Origin of the sequence: Micromonospora sp. NPDC048930, assembly GCF_043197935.1 — a bacterium.
Classification (GTDB): domain Bacteria; phylum Actinomycetota; class Actinomycetes; order Mycobacteriales; family Micromonosporaceae; genus Micromonospora.
In genome coordinates this window covers 122,632-144,779 of record NZ_JBICUB010000005.1, presented here as the reverse complement: position 1 = coordinate 144,779, position 22,148 = coordinate 122,632, and the positions used below count along the sequence as shown (strand labels likewise).

General features: G+C 74.2%; 22 protein-coding genes. 10 read left to right on the top strand and 12 right to left on the bottom strand.

All coding sequences use genetic code 11. From position 1 onward, the window contains the following. Nucleotides 1–90: 90 nt before the first annotated feature. Nucleotides 91–1,302 (top strand): SAM-dependent methyltransferase, encoded by a 1,212-nt coding sequence (locus ACGFI9_RS15330; protein ID WP_393178897.1) that lies wholly within the window; start codon nucleotides 91–93, stop codon nucleotides 1,300–1,302. Continuing rightward, complete coding sequence (locus ACGFI9_RS15325; RefSeq protein ID WP_393178591.1) at nucleotides 1,299–2,468, top strand: NADH-quinone oxidoreductase subunit D; 1,170 nt, start codon at nucleotides 1,299–1,301, stop codon at nucleotides 2,466–2,468. The genes ACGFI9_RS15330 and ACGFI9_RS15325 overlap by 4 nt, the downstream gene beginning before the upstream one ends. A 13-nt stretch (nucleotides 2,469–2,481) precedes the next feature. On the opposite strand, the gene ACGFI9_RS15320 is transcribed toward ACGFI9_RS15325, so the two are convergent. From ACGFI9_RS15320 to ACGFI9_RS15305, 4 genes are all read right to left on the bottom strand, one after another. After that, nucleotides 2,482–4,125, bottom strand: a complete 1,644-nt coding sequence (locus tag ACGFI9_RS15320) for a hypothetical protein (protein WP_393178590.1) — start codon at nucleotides 4,123–4,125, stop codon at nucleotides 2,482–2,484. A gap of 244 nt (nucleotides 4,126–4,369) precedes the next feature. Then, nucleotides 4,370–5,374: a glycine betaine ABC transporter substrate-binding protein gene (locus ACGFI9_RS15315; protein ID WP_393178589.1), complete on the bottom strand. Its 1,005-nt coding sequence runs from the start codon at nucleotides 5,372–5,374 to the stop codon at nucleotides 4,370–4,372. A gap of 167 nt (nucleotides 5,375–5,541) precedes the next feature. Continuing rightward, nucleotides 5,542–6,264 (bottom strand): ABC transporter permease, encoded by a 723-nt coding sequence (locus ACGFI9_RS15310; protein WP_393178588.1) that lies wholly within the window; start codon nucleotides 6,262–6,264, stop codon nucleotides 5,542–5,544. Continuing rightward, nucleotides 6,261–6,947, bottom strand: coding sequence for an ABC transporter permease (locus ACGFI9_RS15305; protein ID WP_393178587.1), 687 nt, complete (start codon nucleotides 6,945–6,947; stop codon nucleotides 6,261–6,263). Before ACGFI9_RS15305 ends, ACGFI9_RS15310 begins: the two co-directional genes overlap by 4 nt. 2 nt (nucleotides 6,948–6,949) lie before the next feature. Between ACGFI9_RS15305 and ACGFI9_RS15300 the strand changes: the two genes are divergently transcribed. Then, complete coding sequence (locus ACGFI9_RS15300) at nucleotides 6,950–8,035, top strand: ABC transporter ATP-binding protein (RefSeq protein WP_393178586.1); 1,086 nt, start codon at nucleotides 6,950–6,952, stop codon at nucleotides 8,033–8,035. Here ACGFI9_RS15300 and ACGFI9_RS15295 read toward each other — a convergent pair. From ACGFI9_RS15295 to folP, 7 genes are all read right to left on the bottom strand, one after another. Beyond that, nucleotides 7,978–8,475 (bottom strand): hypothetical protein, encoded by a 498-nt coding sequence (locus tag ACGFI9_RS15295; RefSeq protein ID WP_393178585.1) that lies wholly within the window; start codon nucleotides 8,473–8,475, stop codon nucleotides 7,978–7,980. The two genes, ACGFI9_RS15300 and ACGFI9_RS15295, sit on opposite strands and share 58 nt — an antisense overlap. A gap of 84 nt (nucleotides 8,476–8,559) precedes the next feature. After that, nucleotides 8,560–8,862, bottom strand: a complete 303-nt coding sequence (locus ACGFI9_RS15290; protein ID WP_393178584.1) for a hypothetical protein — start codon at nucleotides 8,860–8,862, stop codon at nucleotides 8,560–8,562. Nucleotides 8,863–8,921: 59 nt separating this feature from the next. Beyond that, nucleotides 8,922–10,139, bottom strand: coding sequence for an ABC transporter permease (locus ACGFI9_RS15285; RefSeq protein WP_393178583.1), 1,218 nt, complete (start codon nucleotides 10,137–10,139; stop codon nucleotides 8,922–8,924). Between the two features lie 117 nt (nucleotides 10,140–10,256). Continuing rightward, on the bottom strand, nucleotides 10,257–10,745 hold the full coding sequence (locus tag ACGFI9_RS15280; protein WP_393178896.1) for a DUF3180 domain-containing protein: 489 nt from the start codon (nucleotides 10,743–10,745) through the stop codon (nucleotides 10,257–10,259). A gap of 87 nt (nucleotides 10,746–10,832) precedes the next feature. After that, on the bottom strand, nucleotides 10,833–11,360 hold the full coding sequence (gene folK, locus ACGFI9_RS15275) for a 2-amino-4-hydroxy-6-hydroxymethyldihydropteridine diphosphokinase (protein ID WP_393178582.1): 528 nt from the start codon (nucleotides 11,358–11,360) through the stop codon (nucleotides 10,833–10,835). Then, entirely contained in the window at nucleotides 11,357–11,716 is a 360-nt protein-coding gene (folB, locus tag ACGFI9_RS15270) for a dihydroneopterin aldolase (protein WP_148430943.1), read from the bottom strand. Before folB ends, folK begins: the two co-directional genes overlap by 4 nt. Then, entirely contained in the window at nucleotides 11,713–12,612 is a 900-nt protein-coding gene (gene folP, locus ACGFI9_RS15265) for a dihydropteroate synthase (RefSeq protein ID WP_393178581.1), read from the bottom strand. Before folP ends, folB begins: the two co-directional genes overlap by 4 nt. A gap of 355 nt (nucleotides 12,613–12,967) precedes the next feature. Here folP and ACGFI9_RS15260 point away from each other — a divergent pair, with 355 nt between their 5' ends. From ACGFI9_RS15260 to ACGFI9_RS15230, 7 genes are read left to right on the top strand one after another with little or no spacing between them, the layout of a single operon-like run. Next, nucleotides 12,968–13,282, top strand: a complete 315-nt coding sequence (locus ACGFI9_RS15260; RefSeq protein ID WP_393178580.1) for a hypothetical protein — start codon at nucleotides 12,968–12,970, stop codon at nucleotides 13,280–13,282. Nucleotides 13,283–13,294: 12 nt separating this feature from the next. Then, a complete protein-coding gene (locus ACGFI9_RS15255; RefSeq protein WP_091317037.1) occupies nucleotides 13,295–13,657 on the top strand; it encodes a hypothetical protein in 363 nt (120 codons plus the stop codon). 49 nt (nucleotides 13,658–13,706) lie between these two features. After that, nucleotides 13,707–17,183, top strand: a complete 3,477-nt coding sequence (locus ACGFI9_RS15250) for an ATP-binding protein (RefSeq protein ID WP_393178579.1) — start codon at nucleotides 13,707–13,709, stop codon at nucleotides 17,181–17,183. A 1-nt stretch (nucleotide 17,184) separates the two neighbouring features. Then, nucleotides 17,185–19,110 (top strand): MFS transporter, encoded by a 1,926-nt coding sequence (locus ACGFI9_RS15245; RefSeq protein ID WP_393178578.1) that lies wholly within the window; start codon nucleotides 17,185–17,187, stop codon nucleotides 19,108–19,110. A 6-nt stretch (nucleotides 19,111–19,116) separates the two neighbouring features. Then, on the top strand, nucleotides 19,117–19,668 hold the full coding sequence (locus ACGFI9_RS15240; protein ID WP_393178577.1) for a hypothetical protein: 552 nt from the start codon (nucleotides 19,117–19,119) through the stop codon (nucleotides 19,666–19,668). Next, nucleotides 19,665–20,831 carry a M23 family metallopeptidase gene (locus tag ACGFI9_RS15235; RefSeq protein ID WP_393178576.1) on the top strand — a complete coding sequence of 389 codons (1,167 nt, stop codon included), beginning with the start codon at nucleotides 19,665–19,667 and terminating at the stop codon, nucleotides 20,829–20,831. Before ACGFI9_RS15240 ends, ACGFI9_RS15235 begins: the two co-directional genes overlap by 4 nt. Nucleotides 20,832–20,844: 13 nt before the next feature. After that, the gene (locus tag ACGFI9_RS15230) at nucleotides 20,845–21,444 is read left to right on the top strand and encodes a hypothetical protein (RefSeq protein WP_393178575.1); all 600 of its coding nucleotides are present in this window, start codon (nucleotides 20,845–20,847) and stop codon (nucleotides 21,442–21,444) included. Between the two features lie 3 nt (nucleotides 21,445–21,447). On the opposite strand, the gene ACGFI9_RS15225 is transcribed toward ACGFI9_RS15230, so the two are convergent. Further along, complete coding sequence (locus tag ACGFI9_RS15225) at nucleotides 21,448–22,002, bottom strand: hypothetical protein (RefSeq protein WP_393178895.1); 555 nt, start codon at nucleotides 22,000–22,002, stop codon at nucleotides 21,448–21,450. Between the last annotated feature and the right edge of the window lie 146 nt (nucleotides 22,003–22,148).

Below are 22,148 nucleotides of genomic sequence, written 5' to 3'. Positions count from 1 at the left end.
GGTCGCTGCGGGTGTCGGCCCCGGGGGCCGTTCCGGGGCCCGTACGGTCGGCGGGTGACCTCCACCGAGCGGCTTCCCTGGCGGGTGGCGATGGATCGGGCGCTCTACGGGCCCGACGGCTTCTTCGTCTCCGGCGCGGGACCGGCCGCCCACTTCCGCACCAGCGTGCACGCCTCCCCGGTGTTCTCGTCCTGTCTGCTGCGCCTCCTTCTCAATCTCGATCATGCGCTCGGTCATCCCCCTCGCTTGGACGTGGTGGACGTGGGCGCGGGTCAAGGTGAGTTGCTGCGGGCGCTGCTCGTCGGGGTTTCCGGGGAGCCCGCCCGCTCCGGGCGGTCAGGCTTGATCCCTCCGCGGGCGGGCTCCCCGGAAACCCTGCCCACCACGGCCGCCGTCCCCCCGTCGCCGCCGGAGCCGGATTCCGCCGTCCGGCCGTCACCCGCCACGCCGGTTCCTCTCGCCGATCGGGTACGCCTCACCGCCGTCGAACGGGCACCCCGTCCACCGGACCTGCCTGAGGGGATCCACTGGACTTCGGAGATCCCGCCGGGGATCACCGGACTGCTGGTGGCCACCGAGTGGCTGGACAACGTGCCGTTGGACCTGGCTGTCTGGGCCGGCGACGGCTGGCGGTACCTGCTGGTGGACCCGGCGACGGGCGAGGAGTCGACCGGTGATCCGGTGAGCCCGGAGGATGCCGACTGGCTGGACCGCTGGTGGCCGGCGCGGGTGAGCGACGTGACCAGTCCGGCCACCGCTGGGTTCCGGGCGGCCCAGCCGGCGGAGGGATCAAGCCTGACCGCCCGGAGCCGGCTGGGCCGCCCGGAACCCCCCGCTGGCGCAAGAGCCGAGATCGGCCGGACCCGCGACGAAGCCTGGGCCGCCGCCGTCGAAAAGGTCGAAAGGGGCTGCGCGTTGGGGGTGGACTACGGGCATCTCAGAGATGACCGGCCGGTCGGCGGGACGTTGACCGGGTACCGGGGTGGGCGGCAGGTCACGCCGGTGCCGGACGGGTCGTGCGACGTCACCATGCACGTCGCCATGGACTCGGTCGCCTCCGCCGGTGAGCGAATTGCCCGGTGTGCGTACACCTTGCTCTCCCAGCGGGAGGCGCTGCGGGCGCTCGGGGCCGACGGCGGCCGACCGCCGCTGAGCCTGGCCTCCCGCGACCCGGCCGGCTACCTGCGGGCGCTGGCCGCCGCCTCGACGGCGGCCGAGCTGACCGACCCGGCCGGCCTCGGCGGGCACTGGTGGCTGCTACAACCGGTCGGCGTCGCCCTCGATCCCTTCATGGCACGATGACGGGCATGACCACGGATGCCGGGGACCTCCGCGAGCTGACCGTCGGCACCGGCGCCGGCGGCGAGCAGCTCGGCACCGACATGGTGTTGAACATCGGGCCGCAGCACCCGTCCACGCACGGCGTGCTGCGGCTGAAGCTGGTGCTCGACGGCGAGCGGGTGGTCTCCGCCGAGCCGATCATCGGCTACATGCACCGGGGCGCGGAGAAGCTGTTCGAGGTGCGCGACTACCGGCAGATCATCGTGCTGGCCAACCGGCACGACTGGCTCTCCGCCTTCTCGAACGAGCTGGGCGTGGTGCTCGCGGTGGAACGGCTGATGGGCATGGAGGTGCCTGAGCGGGCTGTCTGGCTACGGATGGCGCTCGCCGAGCTGAACCGGGTGCTCAACCACCTGATGTTCCTCGGCTCGTACCCGCTGGAGATCGGCGCGATCACGCCGATGTTCTACGCGTTCCGCGAGCGGGAGACCATCCAGGCGGTGATGGAGGAGGTCTCCGGCGGCCGGATCCACTACATGTTCAACCGGGTCGGCGGGCTCAAGGAGGAGGTGCCGGCCGGCTGGACCGGGCGGGCCCGGGCGGCCATCGGCGCGGTCCGCCGCCGGATGCCCGACCTGGACAACCTGATCCGGCGCAACGAGATCTTCCTGGCCCGCACCGTCGGGGTGGGCGTGCTGTCGGCGGCCGACGCCGCCGCCTTCGGGGCCTCCGGGCCGGTCGCCCGGGCCTCCGGGCTGGACCTGGACCTGCGCCGGGACGAGCCCTACCTGGCGTACGACCAGCTTGACGTGCCGGTGGTGACCCGGACCACCGGGGACTGCCACGCCCGCTTCGAGGTGCTGCTCGACCAGGTGTACGCCTCGCTGGACCTCGCCGAGCAGTGCCTGGACCGGGTCGACCGGCTCACCGGGCCGGTGAACACCCGGCTGCCGAAGGTGGTCAAGGCGCCCGAGGGGCACACCTACGCGTGGACCGAGAACCCGCTCGGGATCAACGGCTACTACCTGGTGTCCCGGGGGGAGAAGACCCCCTGGCGGCTCAAGCTGCGCACCGCCTCGTACGCGAACGTGCAGGCCCTGGCCACGCTGCTCCCGGGCTGCCTGGTGCCGGACCTGATCGCCATCCTCGGCTCGATGTTCTTCGTGGTCGGCGACATCGACAAGTGAGCCGTCCGGCCGGTCAGCGCCAGCGGTCGGCGCGGGTGCCGCCGGCACGGGGGGCGTCGTCGCGCGGCGGGTAGCCGTACCGCTCGTCGGCGTACCGGGCCGGCTCGGGGTCGGCCTGACGCCACTCGGGCTGGCCGCTGCGCTGCGTCGGGGGCCGCCACTCGTCGGGGACGGGCACCCCGCCGGCCGGCAGCGCGGGGCGGCTCTCCTCCGCCCAGCCGACCGCACCCGCCGAGCCGCCGTAGACGCCGCCCTGCTCACGCTGCGGCTCACGGACCGAGGCCCAGCGGTCCTCCAGCCGGTACTCGGTGCCACCGCCGTCGGCGTGCACCGCCGCCCGCCGCTCCCCGACCCGGATCTCCCGGCCGCGCTCGTCGTCCCGCACCGACGCCCACCGGTTGCCGGAGCGCAGCTCCGACCAGTAGGCGCCGTCCTGGTCGTCGGCGTCGTCGGCCGTTGCGGACGACTCCGACGGGGACCAGGCCCGGGCGTACGCCGACGCCCAGCCCTCGCCCTGCCCGGCCCGAGCGGACTCGTCCCGTCCCGCCGACCAGGAGCGGTCGTCGCCGGACCCGGCCTGGCCGGCCCAGGAACGCTCGTCGGCCGACCCGCTCGACGACCAGGAACGCTGCTCACCCCGCCCGGACGACCAGCCGGGCTCGTCCCGCGTCCCGGCCTGACCGGCCCGGCCCCACTCCTCGGATCCGCCCTGGCCGGCCCACGACCGGTCGTCGCCCTGGCCCGCCCACGAGCGGTCGCTCCGGCCGGCACCCTGCCCCGACCAGCCCCGGTCGGCCCCGGACCAGCCGCGGTCGTCGTCGGCCTCCCGGTGGCCGGACCGGGGGCGCTCCTCCGGCTCGGTGCCGCCGAAGCCGCGCTCTTCCGGGGACCACCGGCCGGCGTATCCGCCGTAGCGGCCGCCGGCGCCCGGGTCGGCGCCACCGTCCACGATGGTGTGCCGCGTGGTGACGTGCACGGTCTCGGTGTGGTGCACCAGCCCGACCTGGCGAGGCCCGGGCTCCGGCTCCGGGGTACGCGGGGCGCCGTAGACGCCGGCCTGCGGCCGGTCGGTGCCGCCCGACGGTACGGAGTGGTCGGTGCCGTAGCGGGTGCCGGACTGCGGACGGCGGGCGGCCTCGTCCTCGCTCCGCCGGTCGCCGGCCGGCTGCCCCCAGCTCGTCCCGCCCTGGTCCGGCTGGGCGTAGCGGTCCTCGTACGCGTCGGCCGTGGACGCCCGGGCGCGGGCGTTGGCCGGCTGCTCGGCCGGCGGGTTGGCGAGGCCCGCCGCGGCCGCGGCCGCGGCGTCCAGGCGGCGGCGCAGCGCGCTGACCGACTCCTGGGTCCGCTGCGCCTGGTCGAGCGCCTGGTTGCCGCGCTGCGCCGCGGCCACGATCTCTCCACGGAGTTCCCGGCGCAGCTGCTCGATCTCGTCCCGCAGTTCCTCGGCGGCGGCCGTCCCGCCACCGTCCGAGCGCAGCGCGATGCTCAGGCCGATCAGCACCACGGCGAGGATCGCCAGCACGGCGCCGAAGCGCAGCAGGCCGTTGCCGTCGGCGACGAGGAGGATCAGCGCGGCCAGCGGCGCGAGCGCCACCCCGATCCAGAACAGGACGGTCAGCAGCGGGCTGCGCTTGTCGGCGGGGGCGACCGAGGGCATGGCGGGCAGACTACCGAGAGATCCCCCGCGAGGGAACGGGTCGGGGGCATCGATGTAAACGGCGGTGACCAGCGTTTCCGGTCACGGGCTCCGGTGGCGTCCGGCCGCCGGCGGTCCGGTGCGGACCGCCGGCGCCGGACGACTGTTCCCCGGGTCGCGGCGCGGCCTCGGAGCCGGGATGGTCGCACGACCGCTCCGGGTCGCGGCACGGCCTCGGACGCGCCGTGACCCGGATGGTCGCTGGTCAGCTGCCGGCGAGCGCCGCGTCCGAGGAGAAGACCAGGCCGACGCTGGCCGCACCGGTCTTCAGCGCGTTCTTGGTCTGCGGGCCGCCCGCGTCCAGCGAGCTGAACGAGCCGGCCTTGAAGTCGTAGACCTGGACGAGGCCGGCCTGGCACTTCGGCCGCTGCGGGCACTCCGGCGGGCCGGCCAGCACGGTGGCCTGGCCGGAGCACTTGCTGGCCAGGTCGGAGAGCGTGGCGACCTGGTACTTGTCGGCGAAGGCCTTGGTGACCGCGAAGGCGTTCTGGTCCTGCGCCTGGGACGGCTGGCCGAAGGTGATGCCGGCCTTGTCCCCCGCGGTCTTCAACGCCTCGACCGTCTTCTCCAGCTCCGGCGAGGAGACCGGCTGGGCGTCCTTGCCGTTGGCCTTGGTGTTGAGGAACTCGGCCATGGTGGCCGCGTACTCCGGGACGACCTGGATCTGGCCCTTCTCCAGGGCCGGCTCGTAGAGCTCGCGGTTGCCGATGGTCTGCACCTTGACCTGGTAGCCGGCGGCGGTGAGCGAGATCTTGTAGAGCTCCGCGATGATCTGGCTCTCGCTGAAGTTGCCGGCGCCGACCGTGATCTGCCCGCCCGGCCCCTTCTCGACGCCCTGGGTGACGCCGTTCGCGTCGGCGAACTCCTTCGCCGCGACCTGCGGGGTCTTCCGGTCGACGTCGACCGAGCGGTTCAGCTCGATCAGCTTGGGGGTGTCGAGCGCGGCGGAGACCTTGTCCAGCGCGGCGACGAGCTGCGGCGTGGCCGCCTTGGTGTTGATCGCCGGAATGACGTTGTCGGTGTTCTGGAGCTTCTTGTCGTCGGTCAGGACGACCAGCTTGTCACCGGCGACCGGGGCGCAGCCGGCACCCGAGGCGCCCTGCTGCGGGGCGTCGGTGCCGGACGAGCCCGCGTCACCGCACCCGGTGAGGAGTCCCGCCGCGGCGAGGGCGCCGAGCGCGCCGACGGCCAGCCGTGAACGTGCAAGCATCAGTTGCCCGCCTTCCGTGTCCCGGCGCGGCCCACGTCGGGCCGGCCGCGTGTCCGACGGGCGATCCGGTCGGCCGCCCGCGAGTCCAGCCAATATCCTCCGGGCCGGACCGACAAATTCCGAGCGGGTTTCGTCACCGGATCGTCACCCGGCGCCGGCCGTCCGGTTCAGCCGCCCGCCATGGCGTCCGCCGCGCGCCGGTTCGCCGCCCGCCGTACGGGCCGCAGGGGACGCGGGGTCACCAGCCGCTCCACCAGCGCCAACGCGCCCTCGACCAGCAGTGCCAGCCCGGCCACCAGCACCCCGCCGGCGATGATCTGCCCGCCCCCGGCCGCGATGTCCAGCCCGAAGCCGGCCCGGATGATCTGCCCCAGCCCGCCGCCGTTCACGAACGACGCGAGCGCCGCGGTGGCGACCACCTGCACCGCGGCGGTACGGAAGCCGGCCGCCAGGTACGGCACCGCGAGCGGCAGCTCCACCCGGCGCAGCAGCTGCCCGCCGGAGAGCCCCATGCCCCGGGCCGCGTCCCGCGCCTCCGGGTCGGCCTGCCGCACCCCGGTGTACGCGTTGGCCAGCAGCGGCGGCACCGCGAACACCGCTAGCGCGACCACCACCGCCGGTCGCCCGAAGCCGATGAAGGTCAACGGCAGGATCGTCAGCAGCGCCAGCGTCGGGATGGCGAGGGTGACGTTCGAGATCAGCAGCACCGCGCCGCCACCCCGGCCGGTGTGCCCGAGCCAGAGCCCGATCGGCCAGGCCACCAGGCAGCCGAGCAGCACGGCCAGCGCGGAAATGGTCAGGTGCTCGCTCAGCCGGTCCAGGATCCCGCCGGGGTTGGTCCAGTTCAGCGGGTCGTTCAGCCAGATCACGGCGTCCCGGATGAGGTTCATGCGGGCCGCCCGCGCAGCCAGGGGGTGAGCAGCCGGCCCACCCCGGCGAGCACCAGGTCCAGCACCAGGGCCAGCAGCACGCAGAGCACCGTGCCGGTCATGATCTGGGCCTTGTAGAAGTTGTTCTGGAAGCCGGCGAAGATGATCTGGCCGAGACCACCCCGGCCGATCACCACGCCGACGGTGACCAGGGCCACCGTGGAGACCGTGGCCAGCCGGAGGCCGGTGAGGATGCCCGGCAGGGCGAGCGGCAGCTCGATCCGGAACAGCCGGGCCCACCGGCCGTACCCCATGCCCTCGGCGGCCTCCAGGACCTCGGGCGGCACCTGGTTCAGCCCGGCGAGCGCGTTGCGGACGATGACCAGCAGCGCGTACAGGACCACCACCGTGAGCACGGTCACGGCCCCGATGCCCAGGGTCGGCCCGAGGAACGCGAACAGCGCCAGCGACGGGATCGTGTACAGCACCCCGCTCACCGCGAGGACCGGCCCGGCCAGCGACCGGAACCAGTACGCGGCCACCGCGAGCGGCAGCGCCACCAGCGCGGCGATCAGCACGGCCCGCACGGTCAGCCAGGTGTGGTCGCGCAGCGCGGCGAGGATCGTGTCAGAGTTGTCCCGCACGTACTGCCAGGAGAACCACGGGTTACCGGGCGCGGCCCGGTAGCTCAGGTGGAGGGACACACGTGGACGTTACCCCGGGAGCCGCCGGCGGACACGGCGCCGCCTCGATCACCCTCGAGCGCCTCGGCAAGCGCTACCCGGACGGGACGGAGGCGGTACGCGAGCTGAGCCTGGAGGTCAAGGCCGGTGAGCTGGTGGTGCTGATCGGCCCGTCCGGCTGCGGCAAGTCCACCGTGCTCCGCATGATCAACCGGCTGATCGAGCCGACCCACGGCCGGATCCTGCTCGGCGACGACGACGTCACCCGGGTCGACCCGGTCGCGCTGCGCCGCCGCATCGGGTACGTCATCCAGAACGTCGGGCTCTTCCCGCACCAGACGGTGGCCGCCAACGTGGCGACCGTGCCCGGGCTGCTCGGCTGGCCCCGGGAGCGGACCCGGGACCGGGTGAACGAGCTGCTGGAGCTGGTCGGCCTGGACCCGGCCCAGTTCGGCCGCCGCTACCCCCACGAACTCTCCGGCGGCCAGCGGCAGCGGGTCGGGGTGGCCCGCGCGCTCGCCGCCGACCCGGTGGTGCTGCTGATGGACGAGCCGTTCTCCGCCGTCGACCCGATCGTCCGGACCCGACTCCAGGAGGAGTTCCTCCGGCTCCAGGCCGAGGTCCGCAAGACCATCGTGCTGGTCACCCACGACCTGGACGAGGCGGTCCGGCTGGGCGACCGGATCGCGGTGCTCTCCGAGGGCGGCCGGCTGGAGCAGTACGACACCCCGGCCGCCCTGCTCGGGTCGCCGGCCTCGCCGTTCGTCCGCGAGTTCGTCGGCGCCGACCGGGGCATCCGGCGGCTGGCGGTCACCCCGGTGACCCGGGACGTGCTCGACCCGCTCCCCGCCGACGGCGTGGCCGACCTGCCGGCGGTGGCGCTGGGCGGCTCGGCGTACGACGCGCTGGGCACGCTGCTCACCTCGGCCGCCGAGCACGCCGTGGTCACCGAGGACGGGCGGCCGGTCGGGGTGCTCAGCCGGGCCCGGGTGCTGAGCCTCGGCGTCGTGGACCGAGCCCGCTCCGGCCCGACGGCCGGGGCCGAGCCCGCTCAGGCCCGGCCGCCGAGGCTGGCCAGGCCGATGATCCAGCCGGCGAAGAAGCCGTAGGTGACCCCGGTGCCGGTGGCCTGGAAGGCGGCGAGCAGGGAGCCGCCCGGCCCGAGGAGCGCGGCCAGCAGCGCGCTGAACCCGCCGGCCAGGGCGTACGCCGCCCAGCCGGAGAGGAACTGGCTGGCGGTGCCCTGCACCCGGGCCGCCTGGCCGGCGGGCAGCAGGTAGAGCAGCGCGGCGGCCAGGATCAGCAGCAGGATGGCGCGCAGGTCGGTGGCGAGCACCCCCTGGGACGGGTCGTCCGCGTGCAGCCGCCAGGCCGGCCAGGCGAGCAGGCGCAGGAACCACCCGCCGGCCCCGTCCGGGTCGGTGTCCTGGACCCACCCCACGTACAGCGGGCTGCCGCAGACGCCGACGAGGAGGAGCGCGGCCAGGGCGCCGGTGCCGGTGGCGGTGCCGTACCGGCTGATGGTGCGGGGGCGGTTGGTGAGGGCCATGGGGCGGTCAGTTCCCGGCCCCCGTCGCCGGGCAAACCTGCGCGTACGCGCGACCACCGGTTTGCGGACGGCCATCGCGGCGGGTCAGTGCTTCATCAGGTAGTCGATGAAGGCGGCCCGCAGCACCGGGGCGTTCTCCTCGTAGCCGTGCCCGGTCAGCTCGCGCCAGAGCGCGTTCCACTCGTCGATGGTCGGCCCCACCGAGTTGAGGGCGCCGTCCAGCGCCGCCGCCTCGTCCGCGTTCGGCAGGTGCCGCAGCACCGACCAGAAGAACCCCAGGTCGCGGCGCTCCCAAGCCAGGTGTAACGCCTGCTCGCGCAGCTCCTCGGTGGAGAGCTTGTCGAGCTCGTCGAAGGTACGGCCGCCGGGGGCGGGAGTTTCGCTCATGCCGCCGAGCCTAACCGGCGAGATCAGCTCCGGCCCGCCGGAACGCGACGCGCCGGGTGTCACCGGTCGTCGGCATCCCAGCGGCGCGGCTCGCTCTCCCAGCGGGGCGCCTCCCAGGCGTCCACGGTGGTCTCGGTCCGTACCGGCAGCACCGAGGGCCAGGCGTCGGCCGGCTCCGGCGACGGGGTCAGCGCCCAGCCGGCGCTGATCGTGCCGTCGCCGGGCGGACCGACCCCGATCTCCGCGCCGGTGGTCCCGCGCGGCCGGCCGAGCGCCTCGACCAGGCGGGTGACCAGCAGTCCGACCCCGAGCGTGGCCCCGCCGACGGCCCAGCGGCTGATCGTCCAGCCCCGGGCGTCCGCCCAGGCCAGGAAGACCCCGACCAGGGCGACCGCGAAGAGGGTGCCGAAGATCCCGCCCCGCCGGCCGTACGCGCTGGTGCCGGCGAGCATCACGGTGCCGACCGCGAGCACGGTCCAGTCCAGCCCGGTGTCCGGGACGACCGGTTCGGACCCGTTGGCGGCGATCAGCACCCCGCTCAGCAGGGCCAGCACGGTCGAGGCGACCAGGGCCAGCGCGGTCACCATGGCGGCGACGGCGCCCCGGCGGCGGGCCGGGTCGGCCACCGGCCGGAACCGGCCGACCAGCCTGCGGACCGGCTTGATGGCACCGAGCAGCCCGCCGAGGACAGCCACCGCGGCGAAGCCCAGGAAGAGGTAGATGGCGGTGCGTCGGGGGTCGTACCCGCCCTGGATGACGACCGGGGAGGTGCGCCGCTCGATGTACACGATCACCCCGGCCGCGCCGGCCAGGCTCGCCGCCCAGCCGGGCACGTGCAGCACCACCACCGTCAGGCCGAGGGCCAGCCCGCCGAGGGCCGCCACCACCAGCGCCGGCAGCAGCGCCTCCCGGACGCCCCGGTCACCCTGCTCGGCGAAGTGCAGGGCGGCGGCCACCGCGACCGGGCCGATCGCCAGGTTCACCGCGGCGGCGCGCAGGCTCAGCCCGGCGGCGAGGGCGAGCATCCCGAGCCCGGCCACGTCGACCAGCAGCGACTTGAGGCCGCCGCCGCGCAGCGCGTCCGGGTTCTCCCGCCAGAGCAGCCAGCCGGCCACGGCCAGCCCGGCCAGCAGCAGGATTTCCCAAACCACGTGGACGGCGATCCGGTCCCGGCCCGGCTCACCGTGGGACGGGTCGTCGAAGACGTTCTCCAGCACGGTGGCGGGCACACCGGACGTGTCCACCGGCACGCTCCGGCCCGTCTCGTCGTACCCCATGGACGCGCCTCCCACGTCGGCGGCCGTCCAGGTCCGACGCGCGGCGGACCGGCGGCGGCCGTTGCTCTCCGGTCGCCAGGGACGGTACCTGCGGGCGCGGGTGGTGGGAACCCCTGATCAGAGGCGGCCGCGCGGCGTCTCCCGGTCGCCGGGCTCCCGGTCCTCGTCGTCCTCCTGCTCCGGGACCCGGCAGGACCGCTCCAGCCAGAGCGCCGCGGCGACCAGCGCCAGCGAGGCGAGCAGCCCGGCGCCACCGGCCGGCCGGTCGCCGACGGCGGCGTTGGTCCGCTCGACGAAGAGCCAGCCGGTCAGCCCGGCGTAGAAGCCGGCGAAGATGGCCCCGGCCAGCGCGGACGCCTTGGCCAGCACCACGAACCGGGCGACCAGCAGCGGGTTGACCGGGTCCCGGCCGGGCCGGCGCTCGATCCGGCCGCGGGTGTTGATCGCCGCGTACCCCTCCAGCACCGCGAGGGCGGCCAGCGTGACCACCGGCAGCCAGGGCAGCCTGGGCGCCACGTCGTAGTAGAAGCTGCTGATCAGCAGCCACGCCACCGCGGCGGCGGCCAGGCCGGCCACCACCAGCGTGGAGATCCGGGTGGGACCCATCCGCCACCGTTCGGGATCGCGGGGGAACTGCGCCTGGCTCATGCGGTCGCCTCGCTGCGGTCGCTCATGCCGTCCGGCTCCACTGGGTCATGATTCCGACTCTAACGCCAGATCCGGTCGGGGGCTGAGTTCCAGGGCGTCCCCGGCCAGCGGCTCGGCGTTGAGCAGATCGGTCAGCCAGCCGTGCCCGGGCAGGCGGCCGTGCGGCTCGATGTCGATCCACGGCCGCAGCACGAAGGCCCGCAGGTGCGCGCGGGGGTGCGGCAGGGTCAGCTCCTCCTCGTCGCTGAGCACCGGCGCGCCGGCCTCGTCCCAGACCGCGATGACGTCGACGTCGAGGGTGCGTGGCCCGTACCGCCGCTCCGGGTCGCGGGTCCGGCCCGCCGCCGCCTCGGCGGCCCGTGCCCGGGCCAACCAGTCGTGCGGGCCGGCCGCCGGGTCCGCGACCAGCACCGCCGCGTTCAGGTACGCGGGCTGGTCGGCGTCCCCCCACGGTGGAGTCTCGTATACGCCGGAGACCACCAGCACCGCGTCGCCGAACGAGGCCACCGCCGCGCGGAGGTGGGCGAGCCGGTCGCCGAGGTTGCTGCCGATCGACAGCACGGCGCGGCTCACCGGGTACGCCGCATGGTCACGGCCACGTCCCGGAAGGTGTGCGGGATCGGGGCCTCGGGCTTGTGCACGGTGACCGTGGCGGCGGCGACCAGCGGTTCGGCGAGGCAGACCGCGAGCAGCCGGTCGGCGAGCGTCTCGATCAGGTTGACCGGCTCGCCGGTGACCACCGCGACCAGCTTCTCGGCCAGCTCGCCGTAGTGCACGGTGTCGGTCACCTCGTCGGAGCGGGCGGCCGGGGCGAGGTCGAGTTCGAGCACCGCGTCGACGACGAACTCCTGCCCCTGGGCGCGCTCGAAGTCGTAGACGCCGTGCCGGCCGTGCGCGCGCAGGCCGGTCAGCTCGATCCGGTCGGTCATCGCTCCCCTTCGTTCCCGGTACGCGCCCCTCCGGCCGGAGCCGCGGTCGCCGGGCCCGGCGCCAGGCGCGGGCTGCCGGTGGCCCGCCAGACGGCGAGCGCGTCGACGGTGCCCCGGACGTCGTGCACGCGTACCCCCCAGGCCCCGGCGGCCACGGCGAGCAGGCTGGTGGCGACGGTGGCCGCCTCTCGACCGGAGGTGGGGCGGGGGTTGCCGTCGGCGTCGGCGAGCAGCCGGCCCAGGTACGACTTGCGGCTGGCTCCGAAGAGCAGCGGGAAGCCCAGGTCGAGCAGCTCGGGCAGGCGGGCGCTGAGCTCCCAGTTGTGCGCGGCGGTCTTCGCGAAGCCGAGCCCGGGGTCGATGACGATCCGCTCGGCGGCGACCCCGGCGGCGAGCGCCGCATCGACCCGCTGGCTCAGCTCGGCCCGGACGTCCGCCACCACGTCGGCGTAGCTGGCCAGGTCCCGCATCTGCCGGGAGTGACCCCGCCAGTGCATGAGCACCCAGGGGCAGCCGGCGTCCCGGACCACCCGCGCCATGTCCGGGTCGGCGAGCCCGCCGGAGACGTCGTTGACCACGTCGGCGCCGGCGCCGAGGGCGGCCTCGGCCACCCGGGCCCGGCTGGTGTCGATGCTGATCGGGATGCCGGCGGCGCTCAGCTCGCGGATGACCGGCAGCACCCGGGCGATCTCGGTCTCCGCGTCGACCCGGTCGGCGCCGGGACGGGTGGACTCCCCGCCCACGTCGACCAGGTCGGCGCCGTCCGCCCGCAGTCGCACTCCGTGTCCGACGGCAGCGTCGAGATCGGCGTACCTGCCGCCGTCGGAGAAGGAGTCGGGCGTGACGTTGAGGACGCCCATCACCACCGGGACCCGCGCCCGTACCAGATCGGTCACGACCCGACACTACCGTTCGCCAGCAGGGCTTCCGGCGGCCCGGCCGGCAGCCGTCGACAACGTCCCTGACATGCGCATTGGAACAGGTGTACGATCGGTCGTCCGGGTCGGTTCGGGTCGACTCTTCGCGGGTTGTCGCAAAGGTGGCCGGCCCGTACGCTTTGGAATTGCCCAGCATCGAGATGGCGAAGCCTGGAGGGAGGGCCGAAGCGGGAAAAATCCCCCCAAAGCTCACCACTCTCCGTGGTGGGTGACGGACGCAGCGTCGCCGGCGCTGCGTCAAGTGAGCACCATCCCGCCAGGCTTTACTACTGCACCACCGCGGCGCCGCCGGCCGCGACATGGGGAGGTTTCAGTGATCGCCATCGAGCTCCTGGCGACGGCGAAGTCCGCCGTCGACCACGCGCTCCACACCCTGGCGTCGACTCCACTCGCCGAGCCGGCCCCCAAGGGCATCGACACCAGCAGTGTCGTCAGCTTCTTCGCCAGCAAGATCGCCCCGATCCTGCTCGCCGTCCTCGGTGTCATCTTCATCGGGCGCGCCAGCCGGGGCGAGATCTCCAAGGTGCTGACCAGCTCGGCCATCGCCATCATCGGCCTGGCCTTCATCGCCGGGGCCGCCACACTCTTCTTCGTCGGCGACTACCTGATCGACCTGATCTTCGAATAGGCCCGGGCGACCATGCGGCTGCGCACCGACGACGACATCTACCGGGCTCGTCTCGTCTACCTCGGGCCGCCCGGGTACACCCTTCCCGTCCACCTGCCGTACGCCCAGTACGGCCTGTTCATGCTGCTCGTACCCCTCTACATGTTCATCCACTGGTTGTTCACGCTGCAGGTCGAGCTCTTCCCCGCCTGGGAGATCTCGCTCGCCATCGTGACCACCTCGTTCATCTTCCGGTACGTCGACCCGGACCGGCCGGCGCGCATGGTCATCCGGACCGCGCTGACGGACTGGCGACGCACCCGGGAGCCGGCCGCCGAGCTGCGCGACCCGCGCCTGGTGGCGAGCCGGATCAGGATCCGGGAGGAACTGGCATGACCGGGCGTACGCCGACGGCGCAGACGAACGACGCGGGTGAGGCGGTCGCATGAGTCGCTCTTCCACGCCGGGTTCCCCGGCCGGACGTCCGGCCGGCCCGTACGGTAACCGAGCGCGATCGTTCGATTACCCGCAGGACGAGGAGCTGGACGAGGTCGTCCTCGACCCGGCCCTGGCCACCAGCCCCGGGCACGGTCGTGTCGGCGTCTTCCAGCCGCCCCGGCCGGCGGTACCCCGGCCGTCCGGGCCCGAGCAGCGGGTGCCGACCGCCGCCGACAGCGCGGACATCGACTCGCCCTTCCTCGACCTGTTCGGCGGGGCGCAGCCCGGCCCGCGACGGCCGGCCGCCCGGCCGGCCGACCCGCCCGCGGCCCGGCCCGGCACGCCGGCTCCGGCCGAGCCGACCCCCGTGGTGGCGCCACCGCGCCGCGGCGTCGGGCGGGACGCCCTGCCGATCCCGCACCAGCACGCCGCCCCGGCCGATCCGGTCGTACCGTCCTCGGCTGAGCACCGGCCCGGCGAAACCCCCGGAGGTGAGCCGCCGGCGGCCCGGTTCCGCGAGGCCGCGGCCGGTGTCCGGCAGGTGTCCCGCGCCCGGGGCGTCCCCGAGATCGAGGCGGTTCCGTCCCGCGCCGCCACCCCGCCCGAGGCCACCCGCGCGCCGTCCCGGCCGGTCGGGCCGCCGGACCAGCCGCCGGCGCTCGACGCGGGACCGGTCGCCCGCACCAGGGTGCCGCACCAGCCCGGCGACCGGCTGCCCGTGGTCCGACCCACCACCGAGCCGGAGCAAGCCGACCCGGACCTTCCCGCCGAGCGACCCGGACGCCGTGGCGACCGGCGGGCGGCAAACGCGGCCCGGGCGGAGGGCCGGGCGGTGGCCACCGCGCCCGGACGCGAGGTGGTCCCGCCCCGGCAGCGGTCCGCGGCGCGGAGCGGGCGGCCCGCCAAGCCAGTCCGCCCCCCGAAGATCAAGTTCGGCGACCGCGACCCGTCCGTGGAGCTGGCGATCACCGAGATCGCTGGCCACCTGACCTTCACCCCCAACACGGTCACCGCCTGGTACTGGCTGCCCGAGGTGCGCTGGGCGTTCCGCCCCGACGCCGAGCGGGAGGCGCTGCTCTCCGCGATCTCCGAGCAGTACGCCGGCCTGGCCGGCTTCCGGCTGCACCTGCGCCGGACCACCCGGCCGTTCCCGGCCGACGAGTGGGCCCGCACCGTCGACGCGCACACCGCGTCACCGCTGCCCGACGTGCCCGGCACGCCCGGCTGGGCCGACCATCTGGTGGCCGCCCAGCGCCACCTGATGGCGGTCAACCACGCCGAGGGCCAGACCTACCTCGGGGTCACCTTCGCCCGCCGCTCACTCGGCGACTCGCTCACCGAGCGGCTGCTGCGCACCTTCGGGCGGGGCACCGCCGACGGCGAGCGCCGCAAGCTGGGCCGCACCGTCGAGCAGTTCGACGAGGTGCTCGGCGCGTTCGGCATGCGCGGCCGCCGGGTCACCGCCCAGGAACTGGAGTGGCTGCTCTACCGCTCGGTCGCGCTCTGCATGGCGCCACCGGGCGCCCTCTCGCCGGTCACCAACGGCCGCTGGGAACGCGGCGACCTGCTCGCCCTCACCGAGCAGGTCGAGCGCTACCGCACCCCGTACGGCTCGACGGTGAAGCTGGTCAACCGGATGACCGGCGAGGAACGGCACGTGGCCGTGCTCGCGGTGGGCCGGATGGAGCCGCTGGAGATCCCCGAGCGGCACGAGCCCTGGCTGCACTTCCACGAGCGGCTGCCGTGGCCGATGGAGCTCTCCACCCGGGTGGACATCCTCGGCCCCGGCGACTCCTTCCGGAACCTGGAGCACCGGCTCCGGATGATCCGGTCCCAGCAGCTCGACTACGCCGAGCACGGCATCGACGCCCCGCCGGAGCTGGAACGGCTCGCCAAGCGGGCGCTGGTCATCGGCGACGAGATGACCACCGGCCTGCCGGTCGACTCGGCGCGCGCGCACGGCTGGCACCGGATCGCGGTGGGCGGCCGGACCCGCGAGGAGTGCCTGGAGCGGGCCCGCCGGCTCATCCAGCTCTACTCCCGCGAGCTGCGGATCTCGCTCCAGCACCCGAAGAACCAGGACTGGCTGGCCCGCGAGTTCATCCCCGGCGAGCCGATCGCCAACACCGGTTACGTCCGGCGGATGCCGGTCAACCTGCTCGCCGCGGCGCTGCCCCAGGCCGCCTCCACGGTCGGCGACCGGCGCGGCGACCTGATCGGCCGGACCGCCGGCACCTGCCGCCGGCCGGTCTTCCTCGACCTGCACTTCCCCATGGAGGTACGCGAGCGCTCCGGCCTCGCGGTCTTCGTCGCCGAGCCGGGCGGGGGCAAGTCCACCCTGCTCGGCGCGCTCGGCTACCTCGCCGCCCGGCGCGGCGTGCAGGTGACCCTGCTCGACCCGTCCGGCCCGCTGGCCCGGCTCTGCGCCATGCCCGAGCTGGCCCCGTATTCGCGCGTGCTCAACCTGACCGGTTCCGACCAGGGCACCCTGGCGCCGTACGCGCTGATCCCGACGCCGCTGCGCAGCGAGTTCAGCGCCGGCGCGGCCGGCGACCGGGAGTTCGAGATCGCGGTCTCCAACGCCCGCGCCGAGCGGCGCATGCTGGTGCAGGACATCTGCATGATGCTGGTGCCGCCGCAGGTGGCCCGGGAAGCGTCCACCGCCACCCTGTTCCGGCACGCCGTACGCCAGGTGCCGGCGGAGGAGACGTCCACCCTGGACGACGTGGTCGCCTGCCTCCAGGGGATGGACGACGACGCCGGCCGGGAGCTGGCGAACCTGCTGCTGGACACCGCCGAGATGCCGCTGGCCATGCTCTTCTTCGGCCGGCCGCCGGAGGGGCTGCTCGGCGCCGACGCGGCGCTCACCGTGATCACCATGGCCGGGCTCCGCCTCCCCGACCTCAAGATCGAGCGCGAGTACTGGTCGGCCGAGGAAGCCCTGGCCCTGCCGATGCTGCACACCGCCCACCGGCTCGCCGTCCGGCGCTGCTACGGCGGCTCGATGGCCTCACGGAAACTGGTCGGCCTGGACGAGGCCCACTTCATGGAGGGCTGGCGCTCGGGGCGGTCCTTCCTGGTCCGGCTCGCCCGCGACTCCCGCAAGTGGAACCTCGCCGCCCTGGTCGCCTCGCAGAACCCGAAGGACATCCTCGGCCTCGACGTGCAGAACCTGGTCTCCACCGTCTTCGTCGGCCGGATCGCCGAGGACACCGAGATCGCCTCCGAGGCGCTGCGGCTGCTCCGGGTGCCGGTCAACGACGGCTACGAGGCCACGCTGGCCTCGCTGTCGCAGGCCGACAGCGGCTCGGCCGCCCGGCTCGGCTTCCGCGAGTTCGTCATGCGCGACGTCGACGGGCGCGTGCAGAAGGTCCGGGTCGACGTGTCGTACGTCGACGGGCTGCTGGAGCACCTGGACACCACCCCCGCCGCGGTCGCCCAGGCGGCCGGGCAGCTGCCGACCCTGGCTGATCTGGAGGCGTGACATGGCGCGGGCCCGGGCACGGATCGCGGCGCTCCTCCTCGCGCTCGGCGTACTCGCCGGGGCCACCATCGCCTGGCCGCTGGTCGGGGCGACACCCGCGTACGCCGGCACACCGGTCGCCCAGGCCCGGGCCGAGCTGTGCAGCACCGAGCAGTGGCAGGCCGACTTCCGCGCCTGCGTCGCCAAGCTCAAGGAGGTCAGCCAGGACCAGGTCGAGTGCCGTAACGCGCCGGTGCCGGGGGCGCCGGACTCGGGCCTCGCCGGCTGGTTCGCCGCCCGCCCCGACTCCGCCAAGCTCCCCGGCCCCAAGGGGCTCTACAGCGACTACGGCTACGCCGGCTACAGCTACACCACGTACGACGTCGACGGCGGCTGCGCGTCGTCCGTCCTACACCCGGACTACCGCTTCACCACCATGGTCGCCAACGGCGAGTTCATGTTCGCCAACGCGGTGATCGGGGCGTCGAACGCGTTGCGCGAACGGGCCTGGGATCCGCGGTCGATGTGGGCCTGGGCGGACCCGCTGGTCGAGCAGGCGACGAAGGCCGTCTACCAGAAGGTGTTCAGCGTCTTCGGGATCATCACGCTCTGCGTTGTCGGCCTCTATCTGCTCTGGCGGTCGCGCCAGTCCGACATGAGCAACGCCATGACCACGGCCGGCTGGGCGGTGCTGGTGATGGTGGCGGTGACCGCGCTGGCCGCCTGGCCGGTGAAGTCGGCCAACGTCGCCGACAACACCCTGATCACCACGCTGGGCGTCGTGCACGACGCCGTCGGCCCGGCGTCCAAGGACATACCGTCGGACAAGTGCGTCTTGCCGAACCCGGACGCCTGCGTGGACAAGCGGCCCCCTGCGGTTCGGGCGAGTGACACCGCCACCGAGACCATGCTCTACCGGAACTGGCTGCGCGGCGTACTCGGCTCGGCCGACAGCGAGACCGCCAAGAAGTACGGCCCCGCGCTCTACGACGCCAAGTCGCTCTCGTGGGAGGAGGCGGAGAAGCTCCGCCAGAACCCGAAGACGCGCGAGGCCACCATCAAGGCCAAGCAGCAGCAGTGGGCCCGGGTCGCCGAGCAGATCAAGTCGGAGGACCCGGAGGCGTACGAGTACCTCCAGGGCACCCGCGACATGGACCGGATCGGGGCGGGTTTCATCGCGGTGCTCGCCTCGCTGCTCTTCGCCATGTTCGACCTGACGGCGTCGCTGCTGGTGCTGCTCGGCTTCCTGATCTTCCGGTGGGCGGTGATCGCCGCGCCGATCCTCGGCACGGTCGGCCTGATGCGGCCGGCGAGCGCCGGCCTCCGCCGGCTGGCGAACGCGGTGGTCGCGGCCGTCTTCAACATCGCCATCTTCGGCACGGGGGCGGCCATCTACCTCTTCGCGGTCGACCTCATCATGAACACCCCCACCCTGCCCGGCTGGCTCCAGGTGGTCCTGGTCTGGCTCTGCGGCGTGGTGGGCTGGCTGCTGCTCCGGCCGTACCGGCGGATCACCCAGCTCGGCGGCAAGGACAGCAGCGAGGCGATCAGCTCGGCCGGGTCGTGGCACCGCCGGTTCTTCCGGGACATGCGGGTGGCCGCCCGGCTGGACGTGGTCGAGCCGGGCGGGACCGCCGAACCGGCGGTCGGCCGCCGCCGCGGCGTGACGCTCGAGCAGAGCAGCCTCCGGCCCGAGGCCCGGCACGAGGACCCGTCGCACGCCGCCACCGAACGCCAACGGCCGGACGGGCGGGAACGGGCCGACGAGGTCCCGACGCCCGGGCCGGCGGGCGGGCCCCGCACCACCGCGCCCAGGCCGCGCCGCGAGCCCACCTGGACCGAGCCGGACGTCCCCGAGGAGGCCCCGTCCTTCGCCGTCTACCGGCCGGACTCCGCCGACCGCGCGCCGGCCCGACCGGCTCCCCGCGTACGGTCCGAGGCCCGGTGAGTCCCGATGCGTCGCGCGCTGGAATTCCTGGTCACCCGGGTACTGCGGTCCCGGCTCGGCGTCGCGCTCGTGATCGCCGCCCTGGTCTTCGGCGTGATCGGCGCGGCCCGGCTGGTCTCCGGTCCGGTCGACCCGACCGCCGGGCTCAGCAACCGGCCACGCGAACCGATCAGCACCGTCGATCCGGAGGCCGGTGACGACGGTCTGCTGTCGAGTCCGACGTCGGTGCCCTCGCCGAAGACCCGCCCCGGCGAGCCGACCCCGGAGCAGATGGCCACCCGCTTCACCACCGCCTGGCTGAGCGGCCCGGGCAGCAGCGGCGACGACTGGCTCGCCCGCCTGAAGCCAATGTCCACCCCGGCGCTCACCGACAAGCTGACCGGGGCGGACCCCGAACGGGTGCCCGCCCAGCGGGTGACCGGTCAGGTGACGCTGCGACCCCGGACGGAGTCCTTCGTGCAGGCGTTGATCCCCCTCGACAACGGTCAGCTCCGGCTCGACCTGGTGGCCCCGGACGGCCGGTGGCTGGTGGACGCGGTCGACTGGGAGCGGCAATGAGCAGCGCGCCACCGCCCGCCCGGCGGAAGCTGCGGGTCGGCGTGCTGGCCACCGCGCTCACGGCGGTGCTCGCGCTGCTCTGCTGCGTCGGCGGCGCGGCCGCCTTCTTCCTCACCGAGCTGGGGAACGAGGAGAAGGACGGGCCCGCCGTCGGCCAGGGCTGCAACCTCGGGCGGCGGGTGAACATCACCGGGGAGATGCCCCGCTTCGCCGAGTACGGCGAGGGTCAGCTGCGCAATGCCGCCGTCATCATCAAGGTCGGCCAGGACATGAAGGTCCCCGCGCGGGGCTGGGTCATCGCGCTGGCCACCGCGATGCAGGAGTCCGCGCTGCGCAACCTCGCCAACAGCACCGTGCCGGCCTCGCTCGGGCTGCCGCACGAGGGGGTCGGTTCGGACCACGACTCGCTGGGCCTCTTCCAGCAGCGACCCGGCTGGGGCAGCGTCGAGCAGCGGATGACGCCCTCGTACGCGGCCGGGAAGTTCTACGACAAGATGATCAAGGTGCCGAACTGGGAGCAGCGGCCGCTGACCGTGGTGGCGCAGCGGGTCCAGGTCAGCGCCTTCCCCGACGCGTACGCCAAGCACGAGGAACTGGCCGGGCGGATCGTCGACGAACTCGCCGGCGGCGCCGCCCGCACCGTCCAGATCGCCGGTCGGGCGGTCTGCGACGCCGCCCGCGGGACGCGCATCGCCGCCTCCGGCTGGACCGCTCCGCTGCCCGGCGGGATCGTCTCCGGCTTCCGCACCGCGGAACGCCCCAGCCACAACGGCGTCGACCTCGCCGCGGGCAAGCGCACCCCGATCCATGCCGCCTCGGCGGGCCGGGTGCTGGTGGCCCGCTGCGACCCGGACCATTCCGGGCGGCGCGACTGCGACCGGGACGGCTGGCCGGGCAAGGGCGGCTGCGGCTGGTTCGTGGACATCCTGCACGCCGGTGGCTACGTCACCCGCTACTGCCACATGATCGAGCGGCCCCAGGTGGTGCCCGGACAGATGGTGGAGGCGGGCCAGGTGATCGGCCTCTCCGGCACCAGCGGGAACTCCTCCGGACCGCACCTGCACTTCGAGGTGCACGTGGACAGTGACCGGTCCAGCCGGGGCGCGATCAACCCGGTGCAGTTCATGCGCGAGCGCGGCGCGCCCCTGTCCGGAGCCGAGTGAGGCCCGCCGGCGCATGAGCAACCCAGTGCCCGACCCCTTCGCGGACCAGCCGGACTGGGCCCCGCTGCCGCCCCGCCCCATCGAGATCGTCCCCGCCACCGACCGGATCGAACTGCGCGGCCGACGGGTGCTGGTCGGCCTGCCCGGCCTCGGCTGGCGCGGCGACCTGCGCGCCGACGAGCGGGTGGTGCAGGGCAGCCGCACGTACGTGCCGGTCATTCCGGAGCACGAGTGGTACCGGGCCGAGTCCGAGCAGGTCGAGGTCTTCGCACCGCTGGTGCCGGTGGAGCGGGTCTGGGTGGAGACGGTCGGTGAGCGCCGGCCGCCCGGCCGGCCACCCGAATCGGGCATCCGGCTGGTCTCCCTCGACGCGCCCACCCGGCGCCCGCCCACCCCCGTCTTCGAGGCGGACTCGGTCACCGGCCGGCGCGTGGTGCACGTGACCGGGCCGACCGAGCATCGCGACCTGCGTGCGGTGACCGAGACCTACTCTGGCGCGGACGGCGACATCTGCGTCCGGGTCGCCCCGGAGCTGGAGTGGTACCGCTGGGCGTGGCGAGGACAGGCACCCACCACCTTGGAGGTTCCGGTTCACCTGCTCTGGCTCGAGTAGCCCCTAGGCAGGCCGCGCCGAGCAGACCCGCCAGCCGTCGACGCGGCGCGTCTCGAACCGCCAACTCTGCCGGTCGCTCTGCGAGGTCCCGTCGACCAGAGCCGAAATGATGAGGTCGACCTCGACCACGGCGTTGTCGCCCGTGCGCTGAGCCTTCAAGGCACCCCAGCTCACTGAGATGGTGGCATCGAACTTCTTCTCTCGTGCCGACAGGTCGTCGCGAAGCGCGCGCAGACCATCTAGTCCGGCCTGACCGTCACAGGCGAACTCCTTGGCCTTGGTGTCGTCGCGATCCACCAGGAACGCACGGAGGTAGTTGTCCACCGCGACGTCGGGGGCGCTGCGGTCGGGTGCGGTCGCGCGGTCGTACAGCACGAAACCGACCACCGCGCCACTACCGCAGACCAGCGCCAACACCCCGGCGACGACCGTGAGGACGGTCCGCAGCCGCCGACGCGGACGTTCGGGCGCCGGAGCCGGCGCCGGGGCCGCCACCTGCTCGGGCGGTGTCCGCTGCGCCGGTACGCGGGAGACCTGGGAACCGGCGGGGGGCTGCACTGATTCCACCTCCTGAGGCTATCGGCTGCGCGGCGCGTACCCAATGCCTCGGATCTGGCGGATCTGCGGTCATGTTCGGCCTCCGCGCGCTGGCCGGCGCTCCGTCCGAATGAAGGCCCAGGAGAACCGCCGGGGCGGACGCCGCC

What these genes read in the sequence shown, in the direction of transcription:
- ACGFI9_RS15290 (WP_393178584.1), bottom strand. Translation starts at nt 8,862, where the DNA reads ATGAGCGAAACTCCCGCCCCCGGCGGCCGTACCTTCGACGAGCTCGAC.
- ACGFI9_RS15310 (WP_393178588.1), bottom strand. Translation starts at nt 6,264, where the DNA reads ATGAACCTCATCCGGGACGCCGTGATCTGGCTGAACGACCCGCTGAAC.
- ACGFI9_RS15255 (WP_091317037.1), top strand. Translation starts at nt 13,295, where the DNA reads ATGCGGCTGCGCACCGACGACGACATCTACCGGGCTCGTCTCGTCTAC.
- ACGFI9_RS15330 (WP_393178897.1), top strand. Translation starts at nt 91, where the DNA reads ATGGATCGGGCGCTCTACGGGCCCGACGGCTTCTTCGTCTCCGGCGCG.
- folB (WP_148430943.1), bottom strand. Translation starts at nt 11,716, where the DNA reads ATGACCGACCGGATCGAGCTGACCGGCCTGCGCGCGCACGGCCGGCAC.
- ACGFI9_RS15245 (WP_393178578.1), top strand. Translation starts at nt 17,185, where the DNA reads ATGGCGCGGGCCCGGGCACGGATCGCGGCGCTCCTCCTCGCGCTCGGC.
- ACGFI9_RS15320 (WP_393178590.1), bottom strand. Translation starts at nt 4,125, where the DNA reads ATGCCCTCGGTCGCCCCCGCCGACAAGCGCAGCCCGCTGCTGACCGTC.
- ACGFI9_RS15240 (WP_393178577.1), top strand. Translation starts at nt 19,117, where the DNA reads ATGCGTCGCGCGCTGGAATTCCTGGTCACCCGGGTACTGCGGTCCCGG.
- ACGFI9_RS15295 (WP_393178585.1), bottom strand. Translation starts at nt 8,475, where the DNA reads ATGGCCCTCACCAACCGCCCCCGCACCATCAGCCGGTACGGCACCGCC.
- ACGFI9_RS15315 (WP_393178589.1), bottom strand. Translation starts at nt 5,374, where the DNA reads ATGCTTGCACGTTCACGGCTGGCCGTCGGCGCGCTCGGCGCCCTCGCC.
- ACGFI9_RS15285 (WP_393178583.1), bottom strand. Translation starts at nt 10,139, where the DNA reads ATGGGGTACGACGAGACGGGCCGGAGCGTGCCGGTGGACACGTCCGGT.
- ACGFI9_RS15230 (WP_393178575.1), top strand. Translation starts at nt 20,845, where the DNA reads ATGAGCAACCCAGTGCCCGACCCCTTCGCGGACCAGCCGGACTGGGCC.
- ACGFI9_RS15250 (WP_393178579.1), top strand. Translation starts at nt 13,707, where the DNA reads ATGAGTCGCTCTTCCACGCCGGGTTCCCCGGCCGGACGTCCGGCCGGC.
- ACGFI9_RS15325 (WP_393178591.1), top strand. Translation starts at nt 1,299, where the DNA reads ATGACGGGCATGACCACGGATGCCGGGGACCTCCGCGAGCTGACCGTC.
- ACGFI9_RS15235 (WP_393178576.1), top strand. Translation starts at nt 19,665, where the DNA reads ATGAGCAGCGCGCCACCGCCCGCCCGGCGGAAGCTGCGGGTCGGCGTG.
- ACGFI9_RS15280 (WP_393178896.1), bottom strand. Translation starts at nt 10,745, where the DNA reads ATGGGTCCCACCCGGATCTCCACGCTGGTGGTGGCCGGCCTGGCCGCC.